Origin of the sequence: Cognatiyoonia sp. (genome assembly GCF_965661665.1) — a bacterium.
In the GTDB taxonomy this organism is placed as follows: domain Bacteria; phylum Pseudomonadota; class Alphaproteobacteria; order Rhodobacterales; family Rhodobacteraceae; genus Cognatiyoonia.
Window position 1 is genome coordinate 91,836 of the sequence record NZ_CBFIEO010000002.1, and the last position, 16,655, is coordinate 108,490.

Annotated in this window: 16 protein-coding genes; 7 read left to right on the top strand and 9 right to left on the bottom strand. The window is 58.4% G+C overall.

The window, feature by feature from the left end; genetic code table 11:
• Positions 1–7: 7 nt before the first annotated feature.
• Together ACTF5F_RS01745 and ACTF5F_RS01750 are read right to left on the bottom strand one after the other, a co-directional pair.
• Positions 8–787: an alpha/beta fold hydrolase gene (locus tag ACTF5F_RS01745; protein WP_438955159.1), complete on the bottom strand. Its 780-nt coding sequence runs from the start codon at positions 785–787 to the stop codon at positions 8–10.
• Positions 759–1,358: an amino acid synthesis family protein gene (locus tag ACTF5F_RS01750; protein ID WP_438955160.1), complete on the bottom strand. Its 600-nt coding sequence runs from the start codon at positions 1,356–1,358 to the stop codon at positions 759–761. The genes ACTF5F_RS01745 and ACTF5F_RS01750 overlap by 29 nt, the downstream gene beginning before the upstream one ends.
• A 109-nt stretch (positions 1,359–1,467) precedes the next feature.
• Between ACTF5F_RS01750 and ACTF5F_RS01755 the strand changes: the two genes are divergently transcribed.
• Together ACTF5F_RS01755 and ACTF5F_RS01760 are read left to right on the top strand one after the other, a co-directional pair.
• On the top strand, positions 1,468–2,304 hold the full coding sequence (locus ACTF5F_RS01755) for a LysR family transcriptional regulator (protein WP_438955161.1): 837 nt from the start codon (positions 1,468–1,470) through the stop codon (positions 2,302–2,304).
• 55 nt (positions 2,305–2,359) lie between these two features.
• Positions 2,360–4,627 (top strand): molybdopterin-dependent oxidoreductase, encoded by a 2,268-nt coding sequence (locus tag ACTF5F_RS01760; protein ID WP_438955162.1) that lies wholly within the window; start codon positions 2,360–2,362, stop codon positions 4,625–4,627.
• On the opposite strand, the gene ACTF5F_RS01765 is transcribed toward ACTF5F_RS01760, so the two are convergent.
• Both ACTF5F_RS01765 and ACTF5F_RS01770 read right to left on the bottom strand, forming a co-directional pair.
• Positions 4,624–5,742: a beta-ketoacyl-ACP synthase III gene (locus ACTF5F_RS01765; RefSeq protein ID WP_438955163.1), complete on the bottom strand. Its 1,119-nt coding sequence runs from the start codon at positions 5,740–5,742 to the stop codon at positions 4,624–4,626. The genes ACTF5F_RS01760 and ACTF5F_RS01765 overlap by 4 nt on opposite strands.
• Before the next feature lie 101 nt (positions 5,743–5,843).
• Complete coding sequence (locus tag ACTF5F_RS01770; protein WP_438955164.1) at positions 5,844–6,134, bottom strand: hypothetical protein; 291 nt, start codon at positions 6,132–6,134, stop codon at positions 5,844–5,846.
• A gap of 557 nt (positions 6,135–6,691) precedes the next feature.
• Between ACTF5F_RS01770 and ACTF5F_RS01775 the strand changes: the two genes are divergently transcribed.
• On the top strand, positions 6,692–7,330 hold the full coding sequence (locus ACTF5F_RS01775) for a hypothetical protein (protein ID WP_438955165.1): 639 nt from the start codon (positions 6,692–6,694) through the stop codon (positions 7,328–7,330).
• Here ACTF5F_RS01775 and carB read toward each other — a convergent pair.
• Positions 7,327–10,695, bottom strand: coding sequence for a carbamoyl-phosphate synthase large subunit (gene carB, locus ACTF5F_RS01780; RefSeq protein WP_438955166.1), 3,369 nt, complete (start codon positions 10,693–10,695; stop codon positions 7,327–7,329). The two genes, ACTF5F_RS01775 and carB, sit on opposite strands and share 4 nt — an antisense overlap.
• 552 nt (positions 10,696–11,247) lie before the next feature.
• On the opposite strand from carB, the gene aspS reads away from it, so the two are divergent.
• Positions 11,248–13,107 (top strand): aspartate--tRNA ligase, encoded by a 1,860-nt coding sequence (aspS, locus tag ACTF5F_RS01785; protein ID WP_438955167.1) that lies wholly within the window; start codon positions 11,248–11,250, stop codon positions 13,105–13,107.
• 10 nt (positions 13,108–13,117) lie between these two features.
• Complete coding sequence (locus tag ACTF5F_RS01790; protein ID WP_438955168.1) at positions 13,118–13,828, top strand: GNAT family N-acetyltransferase; 711 nt, start codon at positions 13,118–13,120, stop codon at positions 13,826–13,828.
• On the opposite strand, the gene ACTF5F_RS01795 is transcribed toward ACTF5F_RS01790, so the two are convergent.
• Together ACTF5F_RS01795 and ACTF5F_RS01800 are read right to left on the bottom strand one after the other, a co-directional pair.
• Positions 13,821–14,171, bottom strand: coding sequence for a hypothetical protein (locus ACTF5F_RS01795; RefSeq protein ID WP_438955169.1), 351 nt, complete (start codon positions 14,169–14,171; stop codon positions 13,821–13,823). The genes ACTF5F_RS01790 and ACTF5F_RS01795 overlap by 8 nt on opposite strands.
• On the bottom strand, positions 14,090–14,536 hold the full coding sequence (locus ACTF5F_RS01800) for a response regulator (RefSeq protein ID WP_438955170.1): 447 nt from the start codon (positions 14,534–14,536) through the stop codon (positions 14,090–14,092). The genes ACTF5F_RS01795 and ACTF5F_RS01800 overlap by 82 nt, the downstream gene beginning before the upstream one ends.
• 149 nt (positions 14,537–14,685) lie before the next feature.
• On the opposite strand from ACTF5F_RS01800, the gene mce reads away from it, so the two are divergent.
• Positions 14,686–15,090 carry a methylmalonyl-CoA epimerase gene (gene mce / locus ACTF5F_RS01805; protein WP_438955171.1) on the top strand — a complete coding sequence of 135 codons (405 nt, stop codon included), beginning with the start codon at positions 14,686–14,688 and terminating at the stop codon, positions 15,088–15,090.
• Between the two features lie 26 nt (positions 15,091–15,116).
• Positions 15,117–15,395 carry a DUF1467 family protein gene (locus tag ACTF5F_RS01810; RefSeq protein ID WP_438955172.1) on the top strand — a complete coding sequence of 93 codons (279 nt, stop codon included), beginning with the start codon at positions 15,117–15,119 and terminating at the stop codon, positions 15,393–15,395.
• Here the strand turns inward: ACTF5F_RS01810 and ACTF5F_RS01815 are convergent.
• Together ACTF5F_RS01815 and ACTF5F_RS01820 are read right to left on the bottom strand one after the other, a co-directional pair.
• The gene (locus ACTF5F_RS01815) at positions 15,367–16,071 is read right to left on the bottom strand and encodes an EI24 domain-containing protein (protein ID WP_438955173.1); all 705 of its coding nucleotides are present in this window, start codon (positions 16,069–16,071) and stop codon (positions 15,367–15,369) included. The genes ACTF5F_RS01810 and ACTF5F_RS01815 overlap by 29 nt on opposite strands.
• Complete coding sequence (locus tag ACTF5F_RS01820) at positions 16,068–16,646, bottom strand: nitroreductase family protein (RefSeq protein WP_438955288.1); 579 nt, start codon at positions 16,644–16,646, stop codon at positions 16,068–16,070. Before ACTF5F_RS01820 ends, ACTF5F_RS01815 begins: the two co-directional genes overlap by 4 nt.
• Between the last annotated feature and the right edge of the window lie 9 nt (positions 16,647–16,655).

Here is a 16,655-nt window from a genome sequence, read left to right on the forward strand (position 1 = left end):
GGGTGGGTCATGGCCAAACCTCCCGCAGTAACGTGCGGAGCTCGGCAATTGTTGGATTGGGATGGGTCATTGGCATCATATGTGCTGCGCCTTTGGCAATGACGGCGCGGCCATTGGCGCAAACCTGCGCCATAGCCTCTGACATCGCAGGGGTTGAATTGGGTTCCTCCGCGCCGGTCATGAAGAGCGCGGGGCAGGTAAGGTTTGCAAGGTCCGCGCGGGCAGGGCCATCGCTGGCGGCGAAGGCTTGATAGGCCAACTGGTAGGACTTGGGGTTGATGCTGCGCAGCCAGTTGTCGCACGCTTCCCGCTCCGGCGACTGGGTGTCTGAAAACCAGCGGTGCAAGGTGACGGTCGGGTCGGTCGCGGATTCACCATCGAGCGCAGCGGCGCGTTTGCGGATCGCGGCGGTCGCCGCCGCATCCCGCTCGAAGATCGCATTGAGGGCTGCGACGCCTTTGACATGTTCCGGCATCCGCATCGCAAGCTCCAACGCCATCACCGCGCCCATCGAATGGCCGATGACCACCACCGGCCCGTCGACTAAGGCTGCGACGGCATCGATGTAATCATCCAGCCGCAACTGCCCGTCGGGGCGGGGCGTTTCACCGTGCCCCAGCATGTCGGGCGCTTGGACGGCATAATCCTGTGCCAAATCGGTGAAGATCGGCGCCCACGCCTCCGACCGCAAGCCGACGCCATGCAACAACAAGACGCGCTGCCCGTTGCCCGCCAACATCGCGGCGAGGGGCCCGACCTTAGACCGAGGCTGGGTTGTCCACGTCATGGCCCAGTTCCTTCAGGTCTTGATAACGGTCGCCGATCCGGTGGTGAGGCCGACCAGTGGTTGCGCCACCGAGCACGACAACAATCTCATCATCGCGCGGCGCGTCAGGGATGGCGAATTGAATGGTCAGGTAATGCGACCGCCGCCCGGCATCGTTTTTGTCCATCAGCGGGACCATGATCGGCGCATTGGCCCCGCCGCGTGTGTTGGTGAACGACAGGTAGGATTTGGCCCCAACGGCCTCCCGATAGTGGTTGCCGAAGTGCAGCGTGTGAATAAGGCCAGAGGCATGTTCAACCTCCCCATCCAGCCCGACGACCGCCGCCTTTCCATAGGCTTCGATCTGGTCGCCGCCGCCTGCCAAGTCGATGATCCGCTTGGTCAGTAGCTCCCCCAAGACGGGTCCGTATGCGCGGATTTCGGGGGAGAGGTCGTCAACGTACCTGCCGGCCCACGGGTTCTTGACCACAGCCGCCACAGCAAACATGCGCCACGGTGTCGCCGCCTTGCGAAACCCTTCGATCAAAACCTCTTCGTCGTAGGTGACGAGCTTGCGGATTTCTGGCTGCATTGGGCGTTCCTTCTTGAGTCGAATGAGCCTAGGAACGCCCGAAAACTTTGACAAATGATGGTATTTGCCCCTTAGATATTAGTATCGCTAATACCTAGGTTGACCTTTCATGAAATCGCTCCCTCCGCTCACATGGTTCCGCTCGTTTGAAGCGGCGGCAAGGCACCTTAGTTTCACCGCCGCGGCGGAGGAGATCGGCCTCACCCAATCCGCCGTCAGTCAACAGGTCAAAGCCTTGGAATCGCGGTTGAATGTCGCGCTCTTTGTGCGGCAACCGCGCGGGCTGTCGCTGACGGATGACGGGCGGCGGTTGTTGCCGCAAGTCGGCGCGGGGTTGGAGACGTTGCTTCACGCCGCTGAGACGTTCACGGGTGGCGCCAAAGATGGGGTGTTGACCATCGCCACCTCCGTCAGTTTGGCGCAATGGGTCATCGCCCCGCGTTTGACGGAGTTCACAGAGCGGCACCCGTCCCTGCAACTGCGCTTCATCAGTGCGATTTGGCCGGATGATTTCCAAGCCCCGCGCGTGGATGTGGAGATCCGCTTTGGCTCGGAAAAGCAGGTCGGGAACGGGGCGCAATTGCTTGAGCCCAACAGGTTAATCGCGGTGAAATCACCCACGCTATCGGCCCCCTTAGACGACTTGCCCTTGATCGAAGCGGTTGGCACATCCGCTGGCTGGTCGGCGTGGTCGGAAGCACACGGCGGGCAGCACAAACCGCAGTATTTCGCGGACAACTACGGCATGGCGCTGGAACTGGCCGCGCATGGCAATGGCGTCGCTCTGGTGAGTGAGGTTTTGGCAGGCCAAGCGATCAAGCAAGGGCAGGTCGTGCGCGCACATGACGGGGCGATCCCAGCGCAGGAAGGGTACTACCTTTGGGCGCGCGAGGGGCGCGGTGACGCAGCGCTGTTTCGGGACTGGCTTTTAGAGGTTTTGAATTGACACCACGACCCCGCCACGGTCGAGTCGCCGCAACCACAAAACCAGGGTCGCATCGATGAAATACACCGCCGCCCATTGGGGCGCGTATCAGTTTGAAGACGGCGCAGAAGAGCTTCAGCCGCTCGCCGGTGATCCCAACCCGTCGCGGATCGGCAAGGGCTGGGTCAGCGCTGCGGGTGATGCCGCCACGCGGGTGCTGAAACCCGCCGTGCGCAAAGGCTGGCTCAACGGTGACAAAGGCGCCGCACGGTGCAACGACAGCTTTGTCGAGGTGAGTTGGGACCGGGCGCTCGACCTAGCGGCGGAGGAGGTGATGCGCGTCCGAGCGACGCATGGGAACAGCGCGATCTTTGGCGGGTCTTATGGCTGGTCAAGCTCCGGTCGGTTCCATCACGCGCAAAGCCAGATGCGCCGGTTCCTGTCGCTGGGTGGCGGCTTCACATCCTCGCGGGAGACCTATTCCCACGCCGCGGCAGAGGTGCTCTTCCCGCATGTCTTGGGGATGAGCAACACGAAGCTGCAGGATCAGATGACCGCCCAACCTTTGGTGACAGAGCATTGTGAGTTGATGCTCGCCTTCGGTGGCATTTCCGCGCGCACGGCGCAGATCATGTCGGCGGGTACGTCTTATCATGAGGTTGGACCGTGGATCGATGCACTGGCCGCTAAGGGTGTCCGCGTCATCACCATCGCGCCTGAGAAGGGGGAGGCGCGGGGCGAGTGGTGGGCGATCCGGCCCGGGACGGACACTGCGCTGATCCTTGCTTTGATCCATGAGTTTGTCGCGGCGAGGCAGCATGATCAGGCTTTCCTTGATGCCTATACAAGTGGCTGGGAAAAATTCAGAAAATACGTTATGGGGGAGGTGGACGGCACCGCCAAAACCGCTGACTGGGCCGCGCCTATTTGTGACATCCCAGCGGGCAACATCCGCGCTTTGGCGGCCGACCTTCACCGATCCAAATCCATGATCAGCATGTCGTGGTCGATGCAACGCGCGGACCATGGGGAGCAACCGATTTGGGCGGGGCTGGCGCTGGCGTGTGTGCTGGGTCAGATCGGGCAACCGGGGACGGGGTTTGCGTTTGGTTATGGCTCAACCTCGCCCGTTGGCCGCGCCGCAAAGCTGGTCCCATGGCCGTCGTTTCCGGTGCCGAAAAACCCCGTGTCCGATTACATCCCCGTCGCGCGGATCACGGACCTTTTGAATAATCCCGGCGGGGTTTATCGCTATAACCTGCAAGAGCGCACCTATCCTGACACGCGTCTGATCTGGTGGTGCGGCGGCAACCCGTTTCACCACCACCAAGACCTCCGCAAGTTGGAGGCTGCTTGGTGCAAGCCGGAGACGGTCATCGTCAACGAACACAGCTGGGCGGCAACCGCACGGCGGGCAGACATTGTACTGCCCGCGACGACACCGTTGGAGCGAGACGATATGATGCTCAACCGTCGTGATCCGACGTTGCTTTACATGTCGGCGTTGATTGCGCCGATGGGTGCCGCGCGGGATGATTTTAAGATTTTCGCGGATCTGTCTGAGCGGTGCGGTTTTGGGGAGGCGTTCACCGAAGGGCGGGATCTTGTTGCTTGGCAAGAACACATGTGGGCGCAGTGTCAGGAGGTGGCCGAGGCGCACGGATTTGAACTGCCGGAGTGGGCGGAGTTCAAGGCGCAAGGGCGGTTTGATATACCTGATCCGCAGGAGCGACGGATCGCGTTGGAGGGCTTTGTGGCGGACCCCAAAGCCAATCCACTGGGGACCGAAAGCGGCAAGATTACCATTTCAAATCAAGCAATTGGCGCAGGAGAGTTGGACGATTGCCCCGGACATCCTGCATGGATCCCACCGACGGAAGGTGCGCCATTGGCGGAGGGGGAGTTTCACCTGATTTCCGGCCAGCCCGAAACGCGGCTTCACGCGCAAAACGATATGGGATCAGAGTCGCTCGCCTCCAAAATTCAAGGGCGCGAAGTGGCGACGCTCCACTCTGAGGCAGCGGCGCGGATAGGGGTCGCAGCAGGGGATATCATCCGGTTGTACAATGAGCGTGGGGCCTGCCTCGCCGGTGTGGCGATCAGTGATGCGCTGCGGGCTGATTGCATCTCCCTCTCCACCGGGGCGTGGTATGATCCTCAAATCGTGGACGGCGCGTATTTGGAGGTGCATGGCAACCCCAATGCGCTCACGCTGGACAAAGGCTGTTCGGACCTCAGCCAGGGCAATGCGGCGCATACCTGTGTTGTGCGGGTGGACAAATGGAGCAAACCACTGCCCGCGCTGACTGTGACAGTCCCGCCGCCCTTTGTGACGAAGAGCTAGGCCCGTTCGACGAGGACGGAACCGACTGAATAACCCGCCCCAAAGGAACAGATGATACCCTTGTCGCCCGCCTTCAGGTCATCGGAGTTCTGCGAGAAGGCTATGATCGACCCAGCCGAAGACGTGTTGGCATAATCTTGCAAAATGTTAGGCTGTTCGCCCGCTTCCGGTGTCCGACCGAGCACTTTTTTGCCTATGTAGTCGTTCATCGTCTTATTGGCCTGATGCAGCCAAAGCCGCTTCAGATCATCCGCGACGACGCCTTCCTCTTCCATATGGGAGGCAATGTGCTGACTGACCAAAGGAAGGACTTCTTTGAACACCTTCCGCCCGTTTTGCATGAACTGCATATCGCGGCGGTCTTCCATCTGGTCATGAGCGCGGCGCAGGTAGCCGTTGTTGTTTCGGATGTTGTTAGAAAATTGTGTAGCACAGCGGGCCGAATGGACCTTGAAGTGATCGCCTTTTGCGTCTTCCTCACGTTGTAGAGCGGTTGCGGTGGCCACGTCGCCAAAGATGAAATGGCAATCGCGGTCGCGCCACTCTAAATGCGCGGAACATATTTCCGGGTTAACGACCAGTGCGGTGCGCACGGACCCAGTGCGGATCATGTCAGTTGCGGTCTGGATGCCGAAGGTGGCGGAAGAGCAGGCCACGTTCATATCAAAGGCAAATCCGCCAGCACCTAGGAGGCTCTGAATCTCCACTGCGACGGCAGGATAAGCGCGTTCCATGTTGGAGGCGGCGCAGAGCACCAGTTCAACCTGATCGGCTGCAATGCCAGCCTGATCCAACGCTTTTTGGGCGGCATCTACGGCAATCTCCGCCATGATTGCGGGCGCATCATCGGGGCGCGGGGAAAACTTTGGCGACATGCGGGTGGGGTCCAAAATCCCATCTTTGTCGAGCACGAAGCGTTGTTCAATCCCGCTCGCCGCGACGATGAAATCGGCAGAGGAATGCGGGATCGGCTCCATCTCCCCCGCCTCGATGGCGGCGGCGTTCTTGGCGTTTTCTAGATCGGCGTAGGCGTTGAACGCTTCGACCAATTCGTCGTTGGTGATGACGTTGTCAGGTGTGGAAACACCCGTACCAGTGATGGCGACGTTGTGCATGTCGGGGCTCCCTTGAATGCACATACACTGTGGTCCAAGCGACGTAATGTCCAGCCCAACGATGCGTCAAAAGTCAGTTCATGTCAGCGGACGACAATCTTCTATGTTGGGCCTTCTGGATTTGGCACGCCCACAAGCGTCGGCCGGTCAATCGGGGCCAGCTGGTCGCGGATGAAACCGCCAATATCGTCAATAATCCTTAGGTTATCGTCGTAGTAGGTGTGTTGAAAGAAATTCGACTCGGCCTCCGACGCATCTATCATGCTGACGGGGGAGAGGTCGTCATCCCCGAACTCCGTAGCGCCGATCCGCGCAAAGCCTTTGACGGCATGGCTGGCCTGCAGCGCAATGTCGTTGGAGGAGGCGTAGAGAGAGACTTGCGTCTGCGGCATATCCTCAAACACAGAGCGATGTCGTTGATGAAGATATCCGCGTCGATGTCAGGGGTGGCGAGGACGATGGAGGGTTATGATTCATTAACGCCGTATGTCCTGCCCGTTATGCCTGAACAAATTAACTTGGATTTCCCGTCAAAGCTGTATGAGGATATCTCGAACTGAAACGGTAAAAGTGGACTGAATATTCCGTGGGATCAAAGGACATTGGTTCAATCGGCGCCGCCCAAAAATTTATCGCCCGCCTTTATCCAAACGACGATCGAGATTTTCCATATATTTATGGATACGCATCGCGACATCTTGGATTTGTAGCCAAGTGCATAACGCAGGATAGGGATCCACGATCAGAGCTCGTAAAGGCAGCGGCATGGCTGTTGGCTCTTGGTAACAAACTAGAAATTGATCTCGAGAGATCAATAATTAAGCGCTACCCAGGAATTTGCCCATACTGCGTAGAGTCAACTTGCCGGTGCACGACAAAGAGTAAGAGACCGGTCAACGGACTACCCGCCTACAAAATACCCGAAGAGTTATTTTACAAGTCGGAAATCATGCTCCGAGAACAGGGCAAGAACTTCACTGAAATTGTAAGGGTTCTTAAGTCAATTTATCCCGGAAACCAGAGTACCTGGGATACAATCGGTGGTTGGAAACTGTCGGCAAAAATGCAAGAAGATTTGGCCGAAGTACATGAGGCGGCAAGGCGCCACCTAAACAGTAAGAAGCCAATAGAAGCTGTTACTAAAGAATTTGCAGATCTCTTTGCTTGGTTCCTTTCGGCATGGGAACTTTCCACTAGTGCAGGGTCTTTCGATGATGCTTTTATAAGTTATTTCGTTCATGGATGCCCTGTTTGTGGTCGAGCCGAAGACTGCAATTGTGTGAACTTTGAAGATTCTGGGGTGCAATTAGTTGAGCCCAAGCATGTCGATCAACTACGGACAATTTTCGAGGAATTTGCGAAAGCTGTCGGGATGGCCGATTCTGAACGTGACGCTGTAATTCGATCTCTAGCAACTGCGTCCGAGACACAATCGGAACCCGTCGCAGTTTCAGCAGTCGGCGAAACGAAGGCCGCAGTAACAAAATTTGAAAATAATTTGGATAATTCTGCGAAAACATCCAAGAATATTGCAACTTTAACAAGTGCAATGAGGACAATTTGGGAGAACTTTGGTTTCTTCGGTTAACCTTGTAGGGCTCTAACCTTAATCTCGCTCTCGGCGCTCTCTTTCATCGCCATCACCGCCGCCTGTGCGCCTGCGGCTGTCGTGTAGTATGGGATTTTGTCGTTCAAACACACGGCGCGCATGGAGCGGCTGTCTTCGACGGCGGCGGCGCCTTCGGTGGTGTTGAAGACCAGCGCGACCTCCCCATCCTTCATCTGGTCGATGACTGTACGGCCGCCTTCGTAGGCTTTGTTGACGGTTTGTGCAGTTAGCCCAGCGTCATTGAGGAATTTAGCAGTGCCGCGTGTGGCGTATAGGGTGAAGCCAAGCTCCGTCAGGGTGCGCGCGGCGGCGATGGTGTCGTCGGTTTTGTCGGCATCGCGCAGGCTAAGGAAGACGGTGCCTTCTGACGGCAGGGTGGTGCCTGCGCCAAGCTGTGCTTTCAGGAAGGCGCGGGGGAAGGAACGGGCCCAGCCCATGACTTCGCCAGTTGAACGCATCTCTGGCCCCAGGATCGTGTCGACACCAGGGAAGCGGTTGAAGGGCATTACAGCCTCTTTGACAGAGAACCACGGCGTGTTGGGATCGGCCAGCGTGAAGGCGTCGCCCAGCGGCATCGGCGTGTCATAGTCAGCCTCCGCATAGGGTTCGCGCATCGGGAAGTTGCTGAGCGGCTCACCCGCCATCAGCCGCGCGGCGATTGAGGCGATGGCGCTGTCTGTTGCTTTCGCCACGAATGGCACGGTGCGGGAGGCGCGGGGGTTCACCTCGATCAAGTAGACTGTTTCGTTCTTCACCGCGAACTGCACATTCATCAGGCCCACGACCTTGAGTTCGAGGGCGAGGGCGACGGTTTGGCGGCGGATTTCTTCGATCATCGCCGCAGAAAGGGAGTGTGGCGGCAGGGAGCAGGCTGAGTCGCCGGAGTGTACGCCCGCCTCTTCAATGTGCTGCATAATGCCTGCGACGTGGGTGTCTGTGCCGTCGGAGAGGCAGTCAACGTCCACCTCAACCGCGCCGGCAAGGTAGCTGTCGAGGAGGACAGGGCTGTCGCCGGAGACGACAACCGCATCGGAGATGTAGCGTTCAAGCTGGGATTGATCGCGGACGATTTCCATTGCGCGGCCGCCCAAAACGTAAGATGGGCGGATGACCAGCGGGAAGCCGATGTCTTTGGCTATTTCCAAGGCTTCTGCGTCGGTGCTGGCGATGCCGTTGACGGGTTGCTTGAGGCCCAGACGGTTGACGAGGTCTTGGAACCGCTCGCGGTCTTCGGCCAGATCGATGGCGTCGGGCGAGGTGCCCAAGATTAGGATGCCTGCTTCTTCGAGCGCGTTGGCGAGTTTCAGTGGTGTCTGGCCGCCGAACTGGACGATGACACCGAGCAGCATGCCGTTTTCCTGCTCCACCCGCAGGATTTCCATGACGTGCTCGAAGGTGAGCGGTTCGAAATAGAGCCGGTCGGAGGTGTCGTAGTCGGTGGAGACAGTCTCTGGATTGCAGTTGACCATGATCGTTTCATAGCCCTGATCCTTGAGCGCATAGCAAGCGTGGCAGCAGCAATAATCAAACTCGATCCCCTGACCGATGCGGTTGGGGCCGCCGCCTAAGACGACGACTTTCTTTTTGTCGGATGGCCGTGCTTCGCATTCCGCCTCGCCCATGACGGGGGTTTCGTAGGTGGAATACATATAAGGCGTTTGCGCCTCAAACTCCGCCGCGCAGGTGTCGATACGTTTGAAGACGGCGGTGACGCCGAGGTTGTGGCGGGCGTTTCTGATCTGGTCTTCGTCCCGGCCTGTGAGCTTGGCGAGGCGGGCGTCGGTGAAGCCCAGCATTTTGATCGCGCGGAGCTGGTTTTCGGTGACGGGCAGGCCGTCTTTACGCAGCTTCGCCTCCGCATCGATGATCTCGCGGATACGGTCGAGGAACCATGGGTCGAATTTGGTGACGGCTTGGATGTCGTCGTTGGATAGCCCTTCGCGCATGGCTTGGGCAATGACGCGCAGGCGGTCCGGCGTTTGTTGCGCCAGCGCTTTGGTGATCGCGGCTTTGTCAGGGGCGCCGGGGATGTCGATTTCGTCAAAACCCGTGAGGCCCGTTTCCATGGAGGCGAGGGCTTTTTGCATGCTCTCGTGGATGGTGCGGCCGATGGACATCGCTTCGCCCACGGATTTCATCGCGGTGGTTAGATACGGTTCAGACCCTGCGAATTTCTCAAACGCGAAGCGTGGGATTTTGGTGACGACGTAGTCGATGGTCGGCTCGAAGGAGGCGGGTGTGACGCCCGTGATGTCGTTGTCGAGTTCGTCCAGGGTGTAGCCAACGGCCAGTTTCGCCGCGACTTTGGCTATGGGGAACCCCGTGGCTTTGGAGGCCAGCGCGGAAGAGCGGGAGACCCTTGGGTTCATCTCAATCACGACCATGCGGCCATCGTCTGGGTTTACGGCCCATTGCACGTTGGAGCCGCCGGTTTCGACGCCAATCTCGCGCAGGACGTTGATCGAATGCGTCCGCATGATCTGATATTCTTTGTCCGTGAGCGTGAGCGCAGGGGCGACAGTGATGGAGTCGCCTGTGTGCACGCCCATCGGATCGACGTTTTCGATGGAACAGATTATGATCGCGTTGTCGGCTTTGTCGCGGACAACTTCCATCTCGTATTCTTTCCAACCCAGCAGGCTTTCATCGACGAGGATTTGCGCCACGGGGGAGGCATCCATGCCGGTGCGGCAGTAGTGGATGTATTCCTCGCGGTTATAGGCCACACCACCGCCGGTACCGCCCATAGTGAATGCAGGACGGATGACGGCGGGGAGGCCGATCTCTTCCAGCGCTTCCAAAGCCAAACGCTCCCCTTCTTCGAGGATCTTGAACCGGTCGTTACCTTGGATGCGGGGCCACGGGCGTTGGTCTGGATCGTCAGCAAATGGCGCTGTGACGATGGTGGCTTTCGGGTTTTCAATGCCGAGGCGGTCCATCGCGTCGCGGAAAAGCTTGCGGTCTTCAGCCATTTCAATGGCGTCGCGGCGGGCGCCGATCATTTCGACGTTGAACTTCTCCAACACGCCCATGTCGTCGAGCGCAAGAGAGGTGTTGAGACCTGTTTGACCGCCCATTGTTGGCAGGAGCGCGTCTGGTCGCTCTTTCTCAATGATTTTGGCGACAACTTCGGGGGTGATCGGCTCGATATAGGTTGCGTCGGCCATGTTGGGGTCGGTCATGATCGTCGCAGGGTTCGAATTGACGAGGATTACGCGGTAGCCTTCCTCTTTCAGCGCTTTACAAGCTTGCGCGCCGGAGTAGTCGAATTCGCAGGCTTGGCCGATAATAATAGGGCCCGCTCCGATGATCATGATCGACTTGATGTCGGTACGCTTCGGCATGGCGGCAGCCCCTTTTCAATTTTTCATTTGGGCACTCCCCTGCGCCCAAATTGTCGTGCGTTATACGCATCGGGACGCGGCCTGCAAGGGGCCAGTGGGCATTATTTTTAGGGCGATGGGGCAAGCGGGGGGTTAATCCCTTGGGGCGGGCGAAAAATTCAGCGGATGTGTAGAAACAAACTGCCTTCGCACGCGTCCCACGCGGCAGGAGTTGGCCTGTGAGTGGGCTGCATTCCCCAGATCCCGTCTGATGCAATGCCCCTTTAGTTCAAATGGGCCAACATCTGACAGGACAAATCACAGTGGGGTTGTGATCTGTTAATAGGTGTATTGACCGGTTCGGATGCAATTTATACGGGAAAATCTGCCCGCGCGGCGTCAGAAATGAACAAAAGAGGGGTGACCCCACGTCGCCAAAGATGGCCTTTTTGTGGGACGAGATCGCATTTGCTCGAGATGGCTTTGTTTCCAAGGAATATTTGGAGTGCGATGGCTTGACTTCGCGGCGTTGAATTGGTCAACCCTCCCCACCGTGAAATAAGGGATAGAGCCATGCACGCTTATCGTAGTCATTCTTGCGCTGAATTGACGTCTGCTGAGGTGGGGCAGACCGTCCGCCTGTCAGGATGGGTCAATCGGGTCCGAGATCACGGTGGTGTTCTGTTCATCGATTTGCGCGACCACTATGGGATGACGCAGGTGCTCTGCGATCCTGACAGCCCTGTGTTTGCCGAGGTCGAAAAGGTGCGCAGCGAATGGTGTATCCGCATCGACGGTGAGGTGAAGGCGCGCGACCCAGAGTTGGTCAATCCGAAGATCCCAACGGGTGAGATTGAAGTGTTCATCCGCGACATGGAAGTTTTGGGTGCGTCGAAAGAGCTGCCCCTGATGGTGTTTGGCGATCAGGAGTATCCGGAAGAGACACGTCTGAAGCATCGCTACCTCGACCTGCGCCGTGAGGCGATGCAGGACAATATGAAGCTGCGCTCTGACGTGGTCGCCTCCATCCGCAAGCGGATGTGGGAGAAGGACTTCCGCGAGTATCAGACGCCGATCATCACGGCGTCGAGCCCAGAGGGTGCGCGCGACTTCTTGGTGCCGTCGCGGTTGCATCCGGGCAAGTTCTACGCGCTGCCACAGGCACCGCAGCAGTTCAAGCAGCTGATTATGGTCAGCGGTTACGACAAGTATTTCCAGATTGCGCCGTGCTTCCGCGATGAAGACCCGCGGGCAGACCGCTCCCCCACCGATTTCTATCAGCTCGACATGGAGATGTCGTTTGTGGAGCAGCAGGACGTCTTTGACACGATCGCGCCAGTGATTGCGGGCGTGTTTGAAGAGTTTGGCGGCGGTCGCAAAGTGGATGCGCCAGCGGAGTGGGAGCAGATTTCCTATCGCGACGCGGCGCTTTGGTATGGCTCTGACAAGCCCGACCTGCGCAATCCTATTAAAATGCAAGTGGTCTCCGACCACTTCCGCGATTCTGGCTTTGCGATATTCGCAAAGCTGTTGGAGCAAGAGGGCACCGAAGTGCGTGCGATCCCTGCGCCGACAGGGGGCAGCCGCAAGTTCTGTGATCGGATGAATGCCTTTGCGCAGAAAGAAGGCTTGCCTGGGATGGGCTATATCTTCTGGCGCGAAAAGACAGCGGATGCGGTGGCGCAAGAGCTGGGCATCACCGTCAAAGAAGCGCAGGCGAAGTTGAAATCGGGCGAGGTTGAAGGCGGCATGGAAGCCGCTGGACCGCTGGCCAAGAACATCGGGTCGGAGCGGACGGAGGCCATTCGCCAGCAGCTGGGGCTTGGTCTGGGGGATGCGGCGTTCTTCCTTGGTGGCAAGCCGAAGGCGTTTGAAGCAGTCGCGGGCCGTGCGCGGGTTGTCATTGGTGATGAGCTGGGTCTGACGGACACGAAGCGTTTTGCCTTTGCATGGATCGTGGATTTCCCGATTTACGAGCGCGATGCTGAGACAGGCAAGATTGATTTTGAACACAACCCCTTTTCGATGCCGCAAGGCGGGATGACGGCGCTTGAGGGTGATCCTGAGCAGGTCTTGGGCTTCCAGTATGATTTGGCGTGTAACGGCTATGAGCTGGTGTCGGGGGCCATTCGGAACCACCGGCCAGAGATCATGTTCAAGGCGTTTGAAATCGCAGGCTACGGGGCCGATGAGGTTGAAAAGCGCTTTGGCGGCATGGTCAATGCCTTCCAATATGGTGCGCCGCCACACGGGGGTTGTGCCGCTGGGATTGACCGTATTGTGATGCTCTTGGCGGATGCGGAGAATATCCGTGAGGTCATCATGTTCCCGATGAACCAACGCGCCGAAGACCTGATGATGGGTGCGCCGAGTGAGCCGATGAACGAGCAGTTGCGCGAGTTGCGCCTGCGGGTGTTGCCGCCAGAGGATTAAGGCCGGAGGCATGGACCGGGTTTTGGGGGCCAAGCTGCCAGATTTTCCGCCTGTGGTGGAGCCGCGCGGGTTACATCTGGTGGGGACTTGGGCGGAGTTGCGGCCTTTGGATGTTGCGCGCGACGCGCCCAGGCTTTGGGCGCAGATGGCGGGGGCGGATTGGCTATGGGATTATCTGTTTGAGCCAGCACCGCAGAGTGAGGCGGAATTTACCTGCATTTTGTCAGAGTTGGCCGCAAAGGACGATAAATTTGCCTATGTAATCCGCGTAAAGGGGGATGAAGCGTCGCTGGGCTATGCCTGTTTTTGGACGACTGTTCCCGCGATGGGTAGCAATGAGATTGGCAATGTGAACCTGTCGCCTGCGGTGCAGCGGACGCCTGTCGCGACGGAGGCGTTTTTTCTCATGAACGACTGGGTGTTTCAGAACGGCTATCGCCGGATGGAATGGAAATGTAATGCGCTCAACGCCCCCTCCCGCCGCGCGGCGGAGCGATTGGGTTTCAGTTTTGAAGGGATGTTCCGAAATCATTTGGTGGTGAAAGGGCGCAATCGCGATACGGCGTGGTTTGCGATCACGGATGCCGATTGGCCAGCGCTGCGGGATGCCTACCTCACGTGGTTGTCGCCAGAGAATTTCGATGCCGAGGGTCATCAAAAACAGTCCTTGTCATCGCTGACGAGGCCCCTGCTTTACGCGACGGATCCCATGCTTAGATAGCGCTGGCGCTGGCGCGCCGCGATTGCACGAGAGCGGAAAATTCGGCGAGGCCGACATCGATCGGAGCGCCGTGCCGCCTGATATAGCTGAGTTGCGAGACGGCCCTTTGCAAATCCGCATCCACCGCGCTTTGCGCGACACCGCCGAGGAATTGCGTGATGTAGTCGACGTTGTCGGGATTGCGTGCGCCGGAAAGCACTTGCGCGGCATGGGTCAGATCATCGCAGTAAGCGAGCGGATCGGGTGCGATGTTTTCCTCGCTCAGTCGGCGGGGGCCGGGTGGTTGGTGATCCCGTGGAAGGTGATCGAGGATGGCTGTCTGAAATTTCGCAAGACTGTCCATCTGTTTGGGCAAGAAGCCATCCGCGCCGCCTGGCGCGCGGCGCTTTCCAGACCAGGGTCGCCGCTTGTGGCGAGGATGACGTCAATATAGAGGCTGCCGAGGCTGAGAGACTCGATCAGTGCTAGCCCTGAGCCGTCGGGCAGGCCGATGTCCACGATCACCACGGATGGGCGGTAGATCGCAAGGTGGCGGCGGGCGTTGGCAATGGAATCAGCGCGTCTGATCCGCGCGCCGGAGCGCGTCGACATCAGTCGGAGCGCTTCACTGGCGAAACTGCTATCCTCCACAATCAGGATGGTGAGGCCCAGCAGCGGGCACTGGGCTATCGGACGTCGCGCCTGTGTTAAATTGTTGAGATTATCCATCGACCCCTCCGTTGATGTGTGTGGCTAGAAGGGAAGCTTTTCACGCAAAGTTTGAATAGTCCGTTTAGGATACAACGAAAAATTTGAGAGACTTGCAGCGCGTGCCGCCTGTCCGCATAAGACCCCCAAGATTGGATGGGAGAAATGAGATGATTGGTCGTTTGAACCACGTGGCGATTGCGGTGCCTGATTTGGAAGCGGCGTCTGCGCAGTATCGCGGGGCTTTGGGGGCAGATGTAGGTGCGCCGCACGATGAGCCCGATCACGGTGTGACGGTGGTCTTTATCAATCTGCCCAACACGAAGATTGAGCTTCTCTATCCATTAGGCGACGACTCCCCCATTGCGAACTTTCTTGAAAAGAATCCATCGGGCGGCATCCATCACATTTGTTATGAGGTGGATGACATTTTGGCCGCGCGGGATAAGTTAAAGGCAGAAGGGGCGCGGGTGCTGGGAAGCGGTGAGCCGAAGATTGGCGCACATGGCAAACCAGTGCTTTTCTTGCATCCCAAGGATTTCAACGGCTGTCTTGTCGAGCTTGAGCAAGTCTAGACTGCACACCTGAAGGAGAGCTTCAAATGGGTATCACCTCCGGCCTAGTCCTTTATGCCGTTTGCTGGTTCATGGTGTTCTTTGTCGTCTTGCCGTTGCGGTTGGTGACGCAAGGCGAAGATGGGGAGGTGGTGCCGGGCACTCATGCGTCGGCACCGGCGAACCCTCAATTGAAGCGCAAAGCGATCATCACGTCGATTTGGGCGTTTGGAATCTGGGCGATCATCGCCTTCGTGATCTGGTCTGGGACGATCACGGTGCGCGATATTGATTTCCTCAACCGGATGTCGCCGCCGCCCCGTTGATGCGGTGAAAGAGGTGCGTGAAAGTTGCCGCACCTAGGATCGGGATCACCAAATTAAGGAGAGGAATGCTGAGGGGCAAAGCCATCAGGCAGCCCGCTATCCAGACCTGAGCCATGTTGTTGCGCCGCATTTGCAGCGCGGCTGTGCGTCCGATCCGTCGAGAGGCGGCGAGTTGGAAGTATTCGCGTCCCAGCAAGAATCCGTTCAGCCCGAAGAAGATGAAGAGCGAGAGGAACGGCAGGAAGACATAGAGGATGAACGCGGCGAGGTTGGTAGCAATCAGCACGCCGAGGAAGTTCACCGTGTCTTTCAGCCCATCCCAAAAGCTAATGCGGTCCACTTGGGGCAGATATGGGTAATGCTGATCCTCCACCGCTTGGGCCACGTCATCGAGAAAGAGCGAAGTGACCGCCGATGCGACAGGGATCATCAGAAAGACCGACAGGACCAGCATCAAAAGCAGGCTGCCAAAGCCCAAGAGATCGCCCACCCATGTGACAGGGCCGACGCTGGGGATTGTGACTTCTTCCTGCACGAACATTGAGATGAGACCGAGGAAGAGCGCGTAGACGGCGATCAGGAGGATGATCGTGATGCCAACGCCCAGCAGCAAGACGCGGCGAAAGCGCGGGTCAGCCATTTGGCCAATGGCCTTGAAGAAATCAGCAAAGATCATTGCGCCATCCATGTGGTTTTGGCGTCAATGTCGGGGCGGGGGCGTTCGGGCGGCGCGTTGGTTTCAGTGCCGATGTGGATGAAGCCTGCGACGCTTTCATCCGCAGTGAGGCTCAACATGCTTTGCATGAAAGGTTTGTCGTGGCTGGCCCAGCCGGAAAGCCAGTTCGCCCCCCAACCGCTGGCGAGTGCGGCGTTCAGAAGCGACAGGCACACCGCGCCTGCGGAATAGACCTGTTCGATGTGCGGGACTTTTTCAGACGGTTGCGGGCTGGAGATGACGGCGATGGCAAGGTCGGCATTGCCAAACTGCGCGGCGGCTTTGTCGATTTTCGCAGGATTAATACCTTCCTCGGTGCCGAGGGCTGGAATTTCGGCGGCGATGCGGGCGAGGGCGTCTTTTTCCAGCACGATGAAGCGCCACGGCTCCAGCTTGCCGTGATCCGGTGTGCGGCCTGCGGCGGTCAGGATTTGCATCAGCGCCGCCCGGTCGGGAACGGGGGTGGTTAGGGTTTTTGCGGGGCGAGAGCGGCGGGTCAGCAAAAACTCCAGCGCGGCTTGGTTCGGTTGCGGCATCATCGTCCC

What these genes read in the sequence shown, in the direction of transcription:
- ACTF5F_RS01795 (WP_438955169.1), bottom strand. Translation starts at nt 14,171, where the DNA reads ATGGACAGTCTTGCGAAATTTCAGACAGCCATCCTCGATCACCTTCCA.
- ACTF5F_RS01770 (WP_438955164.1), bottom strand. Translation starts at nt 6,134, where the DNA reads ATGCCGCAGACGCAAGTCTCTCTCTACGCCTCCTCCAACGACATTGCG.
- carB (WP_438955166.1), bottom strand. Translation starts at nt 10,695, where the DNA reads ATGCCGAAGCGTACCGACATCAAGTCGATCATGATCATCGGAGCGGGC.
- ACTF5F_RS01815 (WP_438955173.1), bottom strand. Translation starts at nt 16,071, where the DNA reads ATGATCTTTGCTGATTTCTTCAAGGCCATTGGCCAAATGGCTGACCCG.
- ACTF5F_RS01775 (WP_438955165.1), top strand. Translation starts at nt 6,692, where the DNA reads ATGCTCCGAGAACAGGGCAAGAACTTCACTGAAATTGTAAGGGTTCTT.
- ACTF5F_RS01760 (WP_438955162.1), top strand. Translation starts at nt 2,360, where the DNA reads ATGAAATACACCGCCGCCCATTGGGGCGCGTATCAGTTTGAAGACGGC.
- ACTF5F_RS01800 (WP_438955170.1), bottom strand. Translation starts at nt 14,536, where the DNA reads ATGGATAATCTCAACAATTTAACACAGGCGCGACGTCCGATAGCCCAG.
- aspS (WP_438955167.1), top strand. Translation starts at nt 11,248, where the DNA reads ATGCACGCTTATCGTAGTCATTCTTGCGCTGAATTGACGTCTGCTGAG.
- ACTF5F_RS01820 (WP_438955288.1), bottom strand. Translation starts at nt 16,646, where the DNA reads ATGCCGCAACCGAACCAAGCCGCGCTGGAGTTTTTGCTGACCCGCCGC.
- ACTF5F_RS01790 (WP_438955168.1), top strand. Translation starts at nt 13,118, where the DNA reads ATGGACCGGGTTTTGGGGGCCAAGCTGCCAGATTTTCCGCCTGTGGTG.
- ACTF5F_RS01755 (WP_438955161.1), top strand. Translation starts at nt 1,468, where the DNA reads ATGAAATCGCTCCCTCCGCTCACATGGTTCCGCTCGTTTGAAGCGGCG.
- ACTF5F_RS01750 (WP_438955160.1), bottom strand. Translation starts at nt 1,358, where the DNA reads ATGCAGCCAGAAATCCGCAAGCTCGTCACCTACGACGAAGAGGTTTTG.
- ACTF5F_RS01745 (WP_438955159.1), bottom strand. Translation starts at nt 787, where the DNA reads ATGACGTGGACAACCCAGCCTCGGTCTAAGGTCGGGCCCCTCGCCGCG.
- mce (WP_438955171.1), top strand. Translation starts at nt 14,686, where the DNA reads ATGATTGGTCGTTTGAACCACGTGGCGATTGCGGTGCCTGATTTGGAA.
- ACTF5F_RS01810 (WP_438955172.1), top strand. Translation starts at nt 15,117, where the DNA reads ATGGGTATCACCTCCGGCCTAGTCCTTTATGCCGTTTGCTGGTTCATG.
- ACTF5F_RS01765 (WP_438955163.1), bottom strand. Translation starts at nt 5,742, where the DNA reads ATGCACAACGTCGCCATCACTGGTACGGGTGTTTCCACACCTGACAAC.